General features: G+C 70.1%; 12 protein-coding genes and 3 pseudogenes. 8 read left to right on the top strand and 7 right to left on the bottom strand.

From position 1 onward, the window contains the following. Window positions 1–176 precede the first annotated feature (176 nt). The 3 genes from C2L59_RS30765 to C2L59_RS30755 are packed head-to-tail and all read left to right on the top strand — an operon-like array spanning window position 177 to window position 2,838. Window positions 177–1,397 (top strand): cytochrome P450, encoded by a 1,221-nt coding sequence (locus C2L59_RS30765; protein ID WP_103353031.1) that lies wholly within the window; start codon window positions 177–179, stop codon window positions 1,395–1,397. Window positions 1,398–1,407: 10 nt separating this feature from the next. Then, complete coding sequence (locus tag C2L59_RS30760) at window positions 1,408–2,607, top strand: cytochrome P450 (protein WP_103353030.1); 1,200 nt, start codon at window positions 1,408–1,410, stop codon at window positions 2,605–2,607. A 36-nt stretch (window positions 2,608–2,643) separates the two neighbouring features. Further along, window positions 2,644–2,838: a ferredoxin gene (locus C2L59_RS30755; protein ID WP_103353029.1), complete on the top strand. Its 195-nt coding sequence runs from the start codon at window positions 2,644–2,646 to the stop codon at window positions 2,836–2,838. Window positions 2,839–2,883: 45 nt separating this feature from the next. Here C2L59_RS30755 and C2L59_RS30750 read toward each other — a convergent pair. Continuing rightward, window positions 2,884–3,248: pseudogene (locus C2L59_RS30750) on the bottom strand (carbohydrate ABC transporter permease); the annotation flags it as partial. Here C2L59_RS30750 and C2L59_RS30745 point away from each other — a divergent pair. After that, window positions 3,190–3,558, top strand: a pseudogene (locus C2L59_RS30745) (sugar-binding domain-containing protein); the annotation flags it as partial. The pseudogenes C2L59_RS30750 and C2L59_RS30745 overlap by 59 nt on opposite strands. A gap of 88 nt (window positions 3,559–3,646) precedes the next feature. Here C2L59_RS30745 and C2L59_RS49905 read toward each other — a convergent pair. Next, window positions 3,647–3,778, bottom strand: a complete 132-nt coding sequence (locus C2L59_RS49905; protein WP_255410315.1) for a hypothetical protein — start codon at window positions 3,776–3,778, stop codon at window positions 3,647–3,649. Here C2L59_RS49905 and C2L59_RS30740 point away from each other — a divergent pair. Continuing rightward, a complete protein-coding gene (locus C2L59_RS30740; protein WP_233223780.1) occupies window positions 3,777–4,430 on the top strand; it encodes a hypothetical protein in 654 nt (217 codons plus the stop codon). The genes C2L59_RS49905 and C2L59_RS30740 overlap by 2 nt on opposite strands. Here the strand turns inward: C2L59_RS30740 and C2L59_RS30735 are convergent. After that, window positions 4,318–4,644 (bottom strand): helix-turn-helix domain-containing protein, encoded by a 327-nt coding sequence (locus C2L59_RS30735; protein ID WP_103353028.1) that lies wholly within the window; start codon window positions 4,642–4,644, stop codon window positions 4,318–4,320. The genes C2L59_RS30740 and C2L59_RS30735 overlap by 113 nt on opposite strands. A gap of 68 nt (window positions 4,645–4,712) precedes the next feature. Between C2L59_RS30735 and C2L59_RS30730 the strand changes: the two are divergent. Next, a pseudogene (locus C2L59_RS30730) lies at window positions 4,713–5,292 on the top strand (NADPH-dependent F420 reductase). Window positions 5,293–5,315: 23 nt separating this feature from the next. Here the strand turns inward: C2L59_RS30730 and C2L59_RS30725 are convergent. Both C2L59_RS30725 and C2L59_RS30720 read right to left on the bottom strand, forming a co-directional pair. Continuing rightward, window positions 5,316–6,353 (bottom strand): C45 family peptidase, encoded by a 1,038-nt coding sequence (locus tag C2L59_RS30725; RefSeq protein ID WP_103353027.1) that lies wholly within the window; start codon window positions 6,351–6,353, stop codon window positions 5,316–5,318. Between the two features lie 38 nt (window positions 6,354–6,391). Next, window positions 6,392–8,896, bottom strand: a complete 2,505-nt coding sequence (locus C2L59_RS30720; RefSeq protein ID WP_103353026.1) for an RNA helicase — start codon at window positions 8,894–8,896, stop codon at window positions 6,392–6,394. 151 nt (window positions 8,897–9,047) lie between these two features. Between C2L59_RS30720 and C2L59_RS30715 the strand changes: the two genes are divergently transcribed. Beyond that, entirely contained in the window at window positions 9,048–10,316 is a 1,269-nt protein-coding gene (locus tag C2L59_RS30715; RefSeq protein WP_103353025.1) for a primosomal protein, read from the top strand. Window positions 10,317–10,403: 87 nt separating this feature from the next. Here the strand turns inward: C2L59_RS30715 and C2L59_RS30710 are convergent, their stop codons facing one another. Together C2L59_RS30710 and C2L59_RS30705 are read right to left on the bottom strand one after the other, a co-directional pair. Further along, on the bottom strand, window positions 10,404–11,603 hold the full coding sequence (locus tag C2L59_RS30710) for an MFS transporter (protein WP_103353150.1): 1,200 nt from the start codon (window positions 11,601–11,603) through the stop codon (window positions 10,404–10,406). Window positions 11,604–11,704: 101 nt separating this feature from the next. Beyond that, window positions 11,705–12,799, bottom strand: coding sequence for an adenosine deaminase (locus C2L59_RS30705; protein ID WP_103353024.1), 1,095 nt, complete (start codon window positions 12,797–12,799; stop codon window positions 11,705–11,707). A 213-nt stretch (window positions 12,800–13,012) separates the two neighbouring features. Between C2L59_RS30705 and C2L59_RS30700 the strand changes: the two genes are divergently transcribed. Then, window positions 13,013–14,134 (top strand): PA containing protein, encoded by a 1,122-nt coding sequence (locus C2L59_RS30700; protein ID WP_103353023.1) that lies wholly within the window; start codon window positions 13,013–13,015, stop codon window positions 14,132–14,134. The last annotated feature ends 170 nt before the right edge of the window (window positions 14,135–14,304 follow it).

The following is a 14,304-nucleotide window of genomic DNA, read 5'->3' as shown; positions in this document are numbered from 1 at the left end:
GTTCGCCTTCCGCTGAATCGCGCGGGGTGATTCTCGCATGGTCAGCGGGCCACCCACTTCCCACGCGAATGGGTAGTCGGCATCTAGTGGACGATGTCCTTCCGCTTCGGTACCTTGGGACCTAGAACCGGAATGTAATCCTCCGCATACTTTCCGTCCGATTTAGGGGGTCCGAAATGACTGAATTGGCCGAGCCCGCGACGCGGGACGACACCTTCCCACTGGCTCGCACCTGCCCGTTCGCCCCGCCGCCGGCGTACCAGGAGCTGCGCGAGGCCGGCCCCGTCCAGCGCGTCAGCCTGCCCGACGGCTCGGAAGCCTGGGCCATCACGCGCCTGGAAGAAGTCCGGCAGATGCTGACCGACCCGCGGTTCAGCTCCGACCGCTTCAACCCCGGCTTCCCCGTCCTGGCGAAGGGCGCGCGCCCGCAGCGCCGCCGGTTCACCGCCTCGCTGATCAACATGGACCCCCCGGAGCACGGCGCCGCCCGCCGCGAGGTCGTCGGCGAGTTCACCGTCAAGCGCATGAAGGCGCTGCAGCCGCGCATCCAGCAGATCGTCGACGAGCACATCGACGCCATCCTGGCCGGCCCGAAGCCCGCCGACCTGGTGTCGGCACTGAGCCTGCCGGTGCCGTCGCTGGTCATCTGCGAACAGCTCGGCGTCCCGTACGCCGACCACGAGTTCTTCCAGTCGCGCAGCTCCACCCTGCTGAACCGGGAGGTCACGCAGGAGGTGCGGATGCAGGCCGTCGAAGGGATGCAGGACTACCTCGACAAGCTCGTCTCCGCCAAGGAAGCCGACCCGACCGATGACCTGCTCGGCCGCCAGGTCCTCAAGCAGCGCGAGGAGCACGGCGACGTCGACCACGACTCGCTGGTCTCGCTGGCGTTCCTGCTGCTCCTCGCCGGGCACGAGACGACGGCGAACATGATCTCGCTCGGCACCGTGGCGCTGCTGGAGAACCCGGACCAGCTCGAGATCATCAAGAAGGACCCGGGCAAGACCCTCGACGCCGTCGAGGAGCTGCTGCGGTACTTCACGATCGCGGAGTTCGCGACCTCGCGCGTCGCCACCGCGGACGTCGAGATCGGCGGGCAGCTGATCCGCGAAGGCGAGGGCGTGCTGGGCCTGAGCTACTCCGGCAACCGCGACGAAACGGCGTTCGAGGACGCCGACAAGCTCGACCTCGAGCGGGGCGCGCGCCACCACGTCGCCTTCGGCTTCGGTCCGCACCAGTGCCTCGGCCAGAACCTGGCCCGGATGGAACTGCAGATCGTCTTCGACACGCTGTTCCGCCGCATCCCGGACCTGAAGCTGGCCGCGCCGGTCGACCAGCTGCCGTTCAAGCACGATTCGCAGATCTTCGGCCTCTACTGCCTGCCCGTGACCTGGTGAGGGGAACGCCATGACGACCGTCGAAGAGCGCGAATTCCCGATGACCCGCACCTGCCCGTTCGCGCCGCCGCCGGCGTACGAGAAGCTCCGCGAGGGTGAGCCCGTCTCGCGGGTGCGGCTGCCCGACGGCGGCCACGCCTGGGTGGTCACCCGGCACGAGGACGTCCGGACCGTGCTGAACGACCGGCGGTTCAGCGCCGACCGGCAGCACCCGGACTTCCCGCAGCTGGTCAAGGGCGGGTTCCGGCGCCAGGGCGACGCGCGCACCATGATCACCATGGACGCGCCCGAGCACGGCCCGGCCCGCAAGGCCGTCCTCGGCGAGTTCACTGTGCGCCGGATGGAGACGCTGCGGCCGCGGATCCAGGAGATCGTCGACGGCCGGATCGACGCGCTGCTGGCCGGCCCGAAGCCCGCCGACCTGGTCGAGGCGCTTTCGCTGCCGGTGCCGTCGCTCGTCATCTGCGAGATGCTCGGCGTCCCGTACACCGATCACGACTTCTTCCAGACCCACACGGCGAAGCTGATCAAGCGCGCGACCCCGCCCGAAGAGCGGCGGGCGGCGTTCGACACCATCCGCGGGTACATGGCGGACCTCATCGCGAAGAAGGAGGCGAACCCACCGGACGACCTGCTCGGCCGGCAGATCGTCAAGCTCCGGGAGGAGGGCACCTACGAGCGTGAGTCGCTGGCCGCGACGGGGTTCCTGCTGCTGGTCGCGGGGCACGAGACGACGGCGAACATGATCTCGCTGTCCACCGTCGCCTTCCTCCGCAACCCCGGGCAGCTCGCGGTGATCAAGGCTGACCCGGGCAAGACGCTCGACGCCGTCGAAGAGATGCTGCGGTACTGGACGATCGTCGACGCGGCCACCGCGCGCCTGTGCGTCGGGGACATCGAGGTCGGCGGCCAGCTGATCCGCGCCGGCGAAGGCGTCCTCGCGCTGGGTTACGCGGCGAACCGCGACCCACGGGCGTTCGACGACCCGGACACCCTCGACATCGAGCGCGGCGCGCGCCACCACGTGGCGTTCGGCTTCGGGCCGCACCAGTGCCTCGGCCAGAACCTCGCCCGGATGGAACTGCAGATCGTCTTCGACACGCTGTTCCGCCGGATCCCCGGGTTGCAGCTGGCCGCCGACGTCGACGACCTGCCGTTCAAGGACGACGCGAACATCTACGGCCTGTACCGGCTGCCGGTGACCTGGTAGAGACGAACTGCCACCCACCACAGGGAGAGAAGGACCATGAAGATCATCGCGGACACCGGCAAGTGCGTCGGCGCCGGTCAGTGCGTACTCACCGAGCCCGCTCTGTTCGACCAGAGCGAGGACGACGGCACGGTCATCGTGCTCGACGACCAGCCGGAGGGCGAGCTGGTCGAAAAGGCCCGCGAAGCGGTGCACGTGTGCCCCAGCCAGGCCCTTTCCCTCCAGGAGTGACCCGCGCGAAGGCCACCTCGGGTCTCCTCGAGGTGGCCTTCGGCGTTACTTGACCGCGCCCATCGACAGGCCGCGGACCAGGTGGTTCTGCGCGATCCACCCCACGATCATCACCGGCAGCGCCGCCGCGGACAGCTGGGCCCGGTACAGCCCCTCGCTGGTGATGAACCCGGCCAGGACGCAGCAGCGTCGGCAGGTTCGCGCCGTCGATCCGGCCCGCCTCGATCATCTCGTGCGGCACCCGGCGCCAGCAACAGCGCGTACGCCGCCGGGACGCCGAAGAGCAGCACCAAGGCCGTCGACAGGACCGTCACGAACGCCGAGTTCGACAGGTACGGCAGAAACCCGCCGCTCAGGACGTTGCCGAGCTGCTCGAACGTCGGGGTGAGAACAGCTTCGGCGGGTACGGTGGAGACGGTCAGCCGCGTGACGTCGGTGTCCGGCGGCGACGCGTACCCGATCTTCGGCCCGCTGGTGCTGCCGGACCGCCGGACAACGGAGACGTTGCGGCGGCAGCCGGGGATCGCGGAGACGTTCGGCCAGTTCCGGCTGTTGACGAAGGCCGTGGTCAGCATCGGCGCGTGGCAGCCGGGCGGGTCGACGGTGTACGACGCACTGGACGAGACCGAGCGCGCGGCGATCGCGGCCCGAGGCGCGACGGCGGAGGTCGCGGCCCGCCTCTTCGACGCTTCGGGCAACGCCTTGTCGACGGGCCGGGCCCAATCACGCGAGATCCGGGCCCAATCACGCGAGTTACGGGCTCAATCACGCGAGTTACGGGCCCAATCACGCGAGATCCGGGTTGCGCCTACTCCCCCGGGGGTAGGGCCGCCTCCGCGGCGTACCCCGGCGGGCGCAAACCCGGTTCCGGCGGGTCCGGGGCGAAACCCGGGTCGGGCCCGATGTGCCCGCGGATCGTCTTCGCGAGCCTGGAACCCATGAAGCCTTCTCCCCGCTGGCGGCAGGCCGTCGTCTGGCTGCACGTCGTTTCGTCGGTCGCCTGGATGAGCCAGGCCCTCGCCCTGGTCGTGCTGATGTCGTCGGGTGCGCCCGCGATGGCCGACCGGCTCGACGCCGTCCTGCTCGCGCCGATGGCCAACGTCTCCGCGTTCACCGGCCTCCTGCTCGCCGGCGCGACCGCGTGGGGCTACTTCCGGCACTGGTGGGTGCTCACCAAGTTCGCCCTGACGCTGATCCAGCTCTACGCCGGAATCTTCCTGCTGTCCCCCGCACTGCGCGATTCCGCGGACACCGGCACCGTCGCCTGGCCGCAGATCGCCGGAGCGTCCCTGATGGCGAGCGCACTCGCGTTCCAAGCCTGGCTGTCGGTCGCGAAACCGGGCCGCAGGACGCCGTGGTCTCCCGCCGCGAAGCCGCCGACCGCACCGACATGGGTGTTCGTGGCCGGGATCGGCGCCCCCGCGGTGGACGTCGCCGCCGGGCTCGCCCTCGGCTACCCGCTGCCCGCGACGGAGCTGGTCATGCTGATCGTGCTCCTCGGCTTTGAGCGGCGACGACGTCGTCGCCGTGCGCAGCGGCCCACCGCCCGAAGCCCTCGATCGGCTCGAGCAGCGTCTCACCCAACGGCGTAAGCGCGTACGCGCCTTCGCGCCGCTCGACGAGCCCGCCGGACTCCAGGCGCCGCACGGTTTCCGTGAGCACCTTGGCGCTGATGCCGCCGATGGAGCGCCGCAGGTCGACGTGCCGCTGCGGGCCGTGGCGCAGGGCCCAGACGACGACCGGGTTCCACGTGTTGGCCATGAGGTCGAACGCGAGCCGCGTCCGGCAGTCGGCGAGGAAGTCCATGGTTACCGTTCGGTTCCTTCCCGGGTGCCTACCGTCGTGCTGGTACCAGCCAAGCACAAGGAGGACGCATGCGGATCGGGATCTTCGGCACGGGCGCGATGGCGGAGGCGCTCGGCACGCACTGGGCGCGCGCGGGCCACGACCTGATGGTGAGCGGCCGTTCCGCCCCGGCTGCCCTGGCCACCCGCCTCGGCGCGGCCACCGGTTCCTGGCACGAGACGGCGCTGTTCGCCGACGTGCTTCTCCTGGCGGTGCCGGCGTCGGCGATCGGCGAGGTGCTGGCGGAGGCGGGCTCGCTGGCGGGGAAGGTGCTGGTGGACTGCACCAACGACCCGGCTTTGACGGGGGCTCCGGTGGCGTCCCGGATCGTCACACAGGCACAGGTGGTGAAGGCGTTCAACCTGGCCCACGTGGACATCTGGCGCATGAAGCCACCGGTGTTCGACGGCCGGCCCGCTATCGGTCCCCCTGTGCGGCGACCCGGCGGCGGTGGAGGCGGTGAGCACCCTGGTCCACGACATCGGCGCCCGGCCGGTGTTCGCGGGTGACCTTTCCCGGGCGGCGCTGCTGGAGGCGACGGCGGCGTTCGCGATCGGGTTGTGGTTCGCCGGGCAAGACGCCCAGGCGATCCTGGCGCCGGCGGGGTGAGCCCCCAGAGGGGGCCGGCCGGCTCAGCTCACCGCGGCGACGTTGCCCGACGCCAGATCCGCCGCCAAGGCGCACAGCGGCTCCCCTCCCCGCGGCACCAGCGTCACCATCCCCGACGCCAGATCCGTCACCACCGTGCTCAACGTCATCAGCTCATCGCCGTCCGACGCGTCTCGGTAAACGCCGTTCGTCAACGCCGCTACCAGCCACTTCGCGTCCGGGGACGACGGCGCCAGGTGCGCGCACACCTCCGCCCGCCTCAAGCTCTCCTCCGAAGCCGCGTCCAGCGAAGGCGACAACCGCCGGAAGTGGTTCGTGTGCCAGGAAAACCCACTCTCCACAACGGAAACAGCCGTCTCCTGCCCCGCCTTCTCGACCACCGTCACCCCCGGCGATCCGACCTGGCCCATCGTGTACGCGAACCCGCCCGCCGAAGCGTGCGTGCGCAACACCGACACCGCCGCCGTGAGTGAAGCAGCTCGTTGCGCCGTCCGGGCCACGAAGTGCCGGCCCGCGCACGGCAAAGGCGCTACCACGTTGACGCTGTCTATCCCCCACACCAGGCCGTTCGTCGTCAGGGTGAACGTGTTGGCCGGGACGAACCCCGGGTACCACCACACGCACACCCCCGGCTCGCCGTCGATCAGGAGCGTCAGCAGGCGGCCGATTCCGTCGAACACCGGGGCGCCGTCCTCGTTGTGGCCGAGCAGCGACGGCGCCCACGCCAGGTCCGTGCAGCCCGTTCCGTCGCCCGCTCCCAGGTCGCCGCGGAGGTTGGCCAGCAGCAGGTCGTCGAACGGCACGCCCGCGCCCGCGGCCAGCGCCGTCAGCTCCGCGTACGCCTCCGGGTGCTCCACCTGGGACGCCGATTCGATCGCCCGGAACAGCACCGGCGAGCGCCGCGCCCGGGCCGTGACCGGCCACGACGGCAGGCCCGTCAGGACCGTCCGGATGTCCGCCGCGGCGTGCTCGCCCAGTGCGCGGAAAGCGGCTTCCCGGGGACCCTTGACGACCGTCCAGCGCACGTCGCCGATCCGGTGCTCCCGCACTGTCGCCACCATGCGCTCACGATGACTGACCAGTCAGGAATCCGCAACAATCAGTGCGCGCCCACGCCGGTCACGTGGACGACCGCCATCCCGGCCTCGTCCGAGGCGGCCAGGTCGACTTCGGCGCTGATGCCCCAGTCGTGGTCGCCGGCCGGGTCGTCGAAGATCTGCCGCACCTTCCAGACGTCCGGCTGCTGCTCGATCAGCAGGAGCGCCGGCCCGCGCGCGTCCGGGCCGGTGCCGAGCTCGTCGTACTCCTCGAAGTAGCCCTCGATCGCTTCCTGCCACGCCTCGGCGTCCCAGCCCGACGCCGCGTCGAGCTCGCCGAGCGGGAACCACGCGCGCCGCGCGAACAGCTCGACCCGGCGGAACAGCTCGTTGCGCACCAGGACGCGGAACGCGCGCTCGTTGCGCGTGACGGCCGGCGGCTCGGACGGCGGCCGCGTGGAAACCGGGCCCTCCTCCGTCGGGTGGCGCAGCGCCTCCCACTCGTCCAGCAGGCTCGAGTCGACCTGCCGGACCAGCTCGCCGAGCCACTCGATGAGGTCCTGCAGCGGCTCGGTCTTCGCCTCGTCCGGCACCGTGTGGCGCAGGGCGTCGTAGACGTCCGCGAGGTAGCGCAGCACCAGCCCTTCCGACCGGGCGAGCTGGTAGAACCCGACGTATTCCACGAAGTTCATCGCGCGCTCGTACATGTCGCGCACCACGGACTTCGGCGAGAGCTCGTAGTCGGCGACCCACGGGTGGCCCTGCCGGTAGCTGTGGAACGCGCCCTGCAGCAGCTCTTCCAGCGGCTTCGGGTACGTGACGTTCTCGAGCAGCTCCATCCGCTCGTCGTACTCGATGCCCTCGGCCTTCATCGCGTTCACGGCCTCGCCGCGCGCCTTGAACTGCTGCTGCGACAGCACCGGGCGCGGGTTGTCCACTGTGGATTCCACAACGGACACGACGTCGAGCGCGTAGCTCGGCGATTCGAGGTCGAACAGCTCGATGGCGGCCAGCGCGAACGGCGAAAGCGGCTGGTTGAGCGCGAAGTCGAACTGCAGGTCGACGGTGAGCCGGATGATCCGGCCCTGTTCGTCCGGTTCGGACAGTCGTTCGACGACGCCGGCGGCGAGCAGCGCGCGGTAGATCGCGATGGCGCGCAGGATGAGCTTGCGCTGCGCCGGCCGGTCCTCGTGGTTGTCCTCCAGGAGGTGGCGCATCGAGTCGAACGCGTTGCCCGGCCGCGAAATCACGTTCAGCAGCATCGAGTGCGTCACCTTGAAGCTGGACGTCAGTGGCTCGGGGTCGGCCGCGATGAGCCGGTCGAACGTGCTCTCGGTCCAGTTGACGAACCCCTCGGGCGCCTTCTTCCGGACGATCTTCTTTTTCTTCTTCGGGTCGTCGCCCGCCTTCTCCAGCGCCTTCGCGTTCTCGACGACGTGGTCGGGCGCCTGCACCACGACGTAGCCGTCGGTGTCGTAGCCCGCGCGCCCGGCGCGGCCGGCGATCTGGTGGAATTCGCGCGCCTTGAGGTGCCGCTGGCGCACGCCGTCGTACTTCGTCAGCGCCGAGAACACGACCGTCCGGATCGGCACGTTGATGCCGACGCCGAGCGTGTCGGTCCCGCAGATCACCTTGAGCAGCCCGGACTGGGCGAGGGTCTCGACCAATCGGCGGTACTTCGGCAGCATCCCGGCGTGGTGGACGCCGATGCCGTGGCGGACCAGCCGCGAGAGCGTCTTGCCGAAGCCGGCGGAGAACCGGAAGTCGCCGATCAGCTCGGCGATGGCCTCCTTCTCGGCCTTCGTCGTGACGTTGATGCTCATCAGCGTCTGCGCCCGCTCGATGGCCGCGGCCTGCGAGAAGTGCACGACGTAGACCGGCGCTTGACCACCGTTCAAGAGCTCGGACATGGTCTCGTGCAACGGCGTCAGCGCGTACCGGAAGGTCAGCGGCACCGGGCGCTGCGCCGACGTGACGACCGCGGTCGGCTTGCCGGTGCGGCGGGTGAGGTCCTTCTCGAAGAAGGAGACGTCGCCGAGGGTGGCCGACATCAGGATGAACTGGGCGTTCGGCAGCTCCAGGAGCGGCACCTGCCACGCCCAGCCGCGGTCGGGCTCGGAGTAGAAGTGGAACTCGTCGGCCACGACCTGCCCGACCGGGGCGTCCGCCCCGAACCGCAACGCGATGTTCGCCAGGATTTCAGCTGTGCAGCAGATGATCGGGGCATCCGGGTTGACGCTGGAGTCGCCGGTCATCATCCCGACGTTCTCGGCGCCGAAGATGTCGATGAGCTGGAAGAACTTCTCCGAGACGAGGGCCTTGATGGGCGCGGTGTAGTAGCTGCGGCGGCCCTGGGCGAGCGCGGTGAAGTGCGCGCCGACGGCGACGAGGCTCTTCCCGGACCCGGTCGGCGTCGACAGGATGACGTTCGCCCCGGAGACGACCTCGATCACCGCCTCCTCCTGCGCCGGGTACAGCTCGAGGCCCCGTTCGGCCGTCCAGGTGGAGAAGGCTTCGAAGAGCGCGTCGGGGTCGGGGTCCGCGGGCAGGAGGTCGGTGAGAGTCATCAGGCCCCCATCGTCTCATCCGCTCAGCGCAAAGTCGGCAGGGGCGATCGCATCGCGACTGCGAAACCCGTAGGCTTCGCGGTACCGCGCATGGACTGGAGCATACTTCCGGTCTCGCGCGCACACGGGCGGTAATCCGGAGGGCTTAGGAATGGCACAGGACATCATCCCGATCGAACTCGGCCTGCCGCAGGGCGACGTAGTCACCCTGTGGGCGCCGCGCTGGCGGGAAGACGGCGAGGAGTGGGAAGCGTTCCTCGGCGACGAAGACGACCTGTACGCCTTCCCCGACGCCGCTCACCTGGCCGCTTTCGTCCGCACGTCGGAGCGGCACGACCTGCTCGACCACCCGGCGTGGGACGCGGTGCCGTCGCTGAACGTGCCCGAGCTGATCCCGGACGAGGACCACACGTACGACCTCGTCGGCGTCCCGGAGCTCGTCGCCGAGGAGCCGGACGTCTGGCACATCGCGGAGCTGGCGGAGATCGTCGGCATCGTGCGGTCGCTCGCCGACGTCTGCGACCTCGAGGAGGTCCACGAGATCCTCGACTCGACCGAGGGCTTCTCGCTGCTCGACCAGGGCACGCTGCCGTTCACCGGAAGCGTCGGGGTGCAGGTGTGGAACGACCTGTCCGAGACGGTGTCGCAGAAGTGGGACACCGTGCTCGACGCGATCGACGGCCTGGTGACCCAGCCGGAGGTCGACGAGAAGGTGCTGGAGCAGACGGCCGAGGAGCTGGCCGCGTTCCACGAGGAGTCCGCGGAGGCCGAAGCCGGCGCCGAGGGCGAAGAGGACCTCGAAGCCATCGAGCCGCTCGGCTCCGCCGCCGAGGACGACTCGGACGAGGAAGAAGAGGGTCCGGTCGGCTTCTGGGCCGAGGTCGGCATCGACCCGATCAAGATCATCACCTCCGGCGCGGAGTACTACACGCTGCGCTGCTACCTCGAGGACGAGCCGGTGTTCCTCGGCAGCGAGGGCGAGATCGACGTGTTCACGTCGCCGGGCGCGCTCGCCCGCGCCCTGGCGGACGGCAAGGACCTGGCCGACACGGACCTCGCGGACGTGTCCACGTGGGACGAGGTCCTGGCCAAGGCGACGGCGGGCGAGCTCGAGATCGAGGTCGACCCGGAGAACACGTACGTCCTGACGGGCCTGGACGCGGACATCGCGGAGGGCCCGGAAGCCCTCGACCCGACGCAGCTGGAGCTGGCGGTCGAGCTGATCACCGACGCGGCGGACTGGGCCGACGACGACTCGGCCGAGACGGCCCTGGCGTCGAACGAAAGCCTGGGCTGGCTGGTCTCGTTCGTCCTCCGCCCGGACCCGACGCGCCTCGAGCCGTCGGCGCCGTTCGACGCGGAGCAGAGCGCTTGGCGGAAGCTGGTGGAGACGTTCGAGAACCGCCTCACGGTGGCTTGATCTCGAGTTCCGCGAAGGCCGCCTCCCTCGGGGGGCGGCCTTCGTCGTGTCGACTCTCCAATCACGCGTGATCGGGGGGTCGACACGTCAGTCGTGTTCGGCTCGCACCGGGACCACCGCCACCGCCAGCGCCGGGAACACCGCCGCCACGCAGAACGCCAGTGCGTACCTGCTGTCGCCGATCACCAGGCCCAGCAGCGGCGGGGTCAGGGAGGCCGCGACGTTCTGGGCCGTGTTCTGCGTGCCCATCGCGCGGCCCGACCACGCCAGGCCCGCCAGCTCCGCCGAGGCCGTGAAGCCGAGGCCGTTGTCCGCCACCGTGATCACCCCCGCCAGGGCCAGCGCCAGCAGCACCAGCCACGGCCACGAGGCGTCGCCCAAGGCGACCAGGAGCATGACCAAGCAGCTCAGCACCGCCAACACCCGCATCGGCCGCAGCCGGCTCCCCACCCGGTCCGACCACCAGCCCGACCCCAGCCGGCCCAGCGCGCCCAGGACCTGGACCACCGCCAGGTACCAGCCCGCCGACAACGGGCTCCAGTGCTGCACCGCCACCAGGTACACCGGCGCGAACGCCGACACCGCGAACTGCGGCACCACCAGCAGCGCGCTCGCCCCGTGCACCCGCCACAGCGTCGCCTCCCGGTACGGCGAAGCGCCCGCCGAGTGAGGTGCGCGAGGCGGGCGCGGTGGGTCCGTCACCAGCCACGCCACCAGCAGCGCCACGGCGATCGCCAGCCCCGCCGGCAGCAGCACCGCCGCCCGGAAGCCGAAGTGCGCCGCCAGCGGGGGCAAGCCCAAGGCCGCGACGCCGACGCCCAGCGGCTGGGCCGTCTGGCGGATCCCCATCGCCACGCCGCGCTCGGACTTCGCGAACCAGCCCATCACCACGCGACCGCTCGCCGCGTTCACCGAAGCCGTGCAAGCGCCGGCCGCCAAAAACACCCCAAAGAGGAGCCCGACCGGGTGGCTTCCCACCCCGGCGTACACCAGGAGTAACCCCGAAGCGCCCAGGCCGAGCGCCATGATGAGGCGCTCTCCGTAACGGTCCGCAGCCGCGCCCCACACGATCAGGGTGAACAGGAGACCGATGCTCGGCGCCGCGACGACCGTGCCGGCCTCGGCCAGGGTCAGCCCCTCGGCGGCGCGCATGGCCGGGACCAGGAACGGGATGCCGTACAGGAAGGAACAGCTCGCCGTCTGCGCCGCGAGGCCGAGCGCGAGGATGAGCCATCGCCGTGAATTCGCCGAAACCTGCTCACTCGCACCGCTCGCGACCTGCGCCATCTTCGCCACCGTCTCAAACTATGAGATTTTGTTCCTACATAGTGAACGATAGTTGGCATGGCTAAGGACCGCAACCGAGTTGCGGTCCGAAGCGGAGCGGGTCAGGCCAGCGCGGCGTAGCCGGGCTTGATGACGTCGTCGATGAGCGCGATCCGGGCGTCGAAATCGATGAACGCGGATTTCATCGCGTTGATCGTGAACCACCGGAAGTCGTCGATACCATAGCCGAAGGTCTCGTGCAGCGCGGCGAATTCGCTGGTCATCGTGCATCCGCTCATCAGCCGGTTGTCCGTGTTCACGGTCACCCGGAACCGCAGCTTGGCGAGCAGGCCGATCGGGTGGTCGGCGATCGAGCGGACCGTGCCTGTTTGGACGTTCGACGTCGGGCAGATCTCCAGGGGGATGCGGCGGTCGCGGACGTACGCGGCCAACCGTCCAAGGTGGACCGTGCCGCCGGTGTCGGTCTTGATGTCCTCGGCGATGCGCACGCCGTGCCCGAGCCGCTCGGCGCCGCAGTGCTGAATCGCCTCCCAAATGGACGGCAAACCGAATGCCTCACCGGCGTGAATGGTGAAATGTGCATTGTTCTGGCGCAAATAGTCGAAGGCGTCGAGATTGCGGGTCGGGGGGAATCCGTCCTCGGGACCGGCGATGTCGAACCCGGCCACACCGGCGTCGCGGTAGCGGACGGCGAGGTTCGCGATCTCGAGGGCGCGGGCGTGCTGGCGCATCGCGCAGAGCAACGTCCCGATGCGGATGCTGCCGCCGTTCGCGGCCACCCGCCGGGTGCCCTCCGTGAACCCCGCCTGGACGGCCTCGACCACCGCATCGAGTGACAGACCGCGTTCGACGAACAACTCCGGTGCGTAGCGCACCTCGGCGTAGACGACGCCGTCGGCGGCCAGGTCCTCCACCGCCTCCGCGGCCACCCTGACCAGCGCTTCCTCCGTCTGCATCACCCCGCAGGTGTGCGCGAAGGTCTCCAGGTAGGAAACGAGTGAGCCGGAGTCCGCCGCTCGGCGGAACCAGCTGCCCAGCTCGGCCGGGTCGGTGGTGGGCAGACCGGCATAGCCGGTCGCTTCGGCGAGCTCGGCGACGGTGGCCGGGCGCAGGCCGCCGTCGAGGTGGTCGTGCAGCAGCACCTTGGGCGCGCGGCGGAGTGTCTCGGTGGGCAGAACAGGGCTTTCGTCAGGCATCCCCCAACGGTAACCTCGTTGTCATTCCCCTACATGGCCGTGACTCTCAGGCTCGGGCTAACCCTCAGCGTCGAGGATCATGTCCCGAATCGGCCATCCGGGGGCAGCCTCCGCAATAGCCTCTTCACGGGGGCCATACAGACAGCAATTTTTGCAATCGATAAGCTTCGTGGCACGTCCCTCCATTTCCCCGCCGACGAAGGACACACAGCAGTGACCACTGACAACCACATTGCCGCCCCGTCCTTCGACCGGATGCGCAACATGCTGGTGCGCGCGGCCGAAGTGCGTGAGAGCGAGCAGCAGCAGATCTTCGACGCGCTCGACGACATCTACGCCCGCCTCGCGCCGGTGGACTCGCTGGGCGCGGTCCGCAAGCGGCTCTCCGAGATGCCCGACCGCACCGAGGTCAGCGTCCTGGCCGAGCGCCTCGACGAGACGATGTCCCGCCTCGAAGCCCAGGACAACGCGATCGCCGCGCTGACCCGCGCCGTCGAGAGCATCGTCGACAAGCTCGCCAAGCCCTTCGCGCAGCTCGACGGCCGGCTCGACGGTGTCGCCGCGCGCTTCGAGGGCGTCGCGGGCCGGATGGACGGGCTCGAGGACAAGCTCCAGAACATCCACCGCCGGCTCGACGAGCTGGGCGGCCACCTGGACAAGCAGGACGCGAAGCTCGAGTCGCTGCCGCAGTCGGTGCACGGCCCGGTCCGCGAGCGGATCGAGCAGGCCGAGGCGGCGCTGCGCGAGCGCGTCGACCACGCCGACCACGAGCTGCGGGGCAAGGTCGACGAGCTGAGCCGCGTCACGCAGGAGCGCGTCGGCGAGCTGGGCCGCACGACCCACGAGCGGATCGACGCCAACACCGAGGCGCTCAAGGTCGCGCTGACCGAGACCGGCGAGATGATCGACGCGTCCGACCGGCTGGAGAACCTGGGCAACCGGCTCGAAACGGTCACCACCCGCCTCGACGACCTGGCCGGCCGCCTCGACAAGGTGGAGGACGGCTTCCTGTCCGGCATCGGCGACCTCGACGGCGCGCTCAAGGCGGGGCTGTCGAAGGTCGAGGGCACGCTGTCGAAGCAGCCGGACACCGACTCGGTGGACTCGCTGGTCCGCCGGAGCAACGACGAGAGCGTCCGCCGCATCGGCGGCCAGCTCGACGAGGCGATGGCGACGTTCGCGGAGCTGATGCTCGGCGGCGGCCCGGCGGTCCAGCAGATCGCCCCGCCCCCGCCGGCCCCGCGCCAGCCGCGCCGCAGCTCCCGCAACGGCCGCGCGCCCAAGCCGGCCGACGGCAAGGCGAAGACCGAAGGCGCGGAAGAAGCCACGGAGTAAGCACCTGCGAGAAGGCCCCCGCCGGGATCCGGCGGGGGCCTTCTTCGTGTCCGGGTGACGCGGGCTCAGGCCTCCGGCCCCCGTTTTCCAGCGTACCGAGTACCACCGACGGTTTCGGGCGGCTGCGGCAGCTCCCTCGGCGCCGGCGTTCACTCGACCGGGTGATCATC

Origin of the sequence: Amycolatopsis sp. CA-128772 (genome assembly GCF_002904295.1) — a bacterium.
Taxonomy (GTDB): Bacteria; Actinomycetota; Actinomycetes; order Mycobacteriales; family Pseudonocardiaceae; genus Amycolatopsis.
The sequence above is the reverse complement of the archived record's forward strand: the minus strand, read 5'-3'. Positions and strand labels throughout refer to the sequence as shown.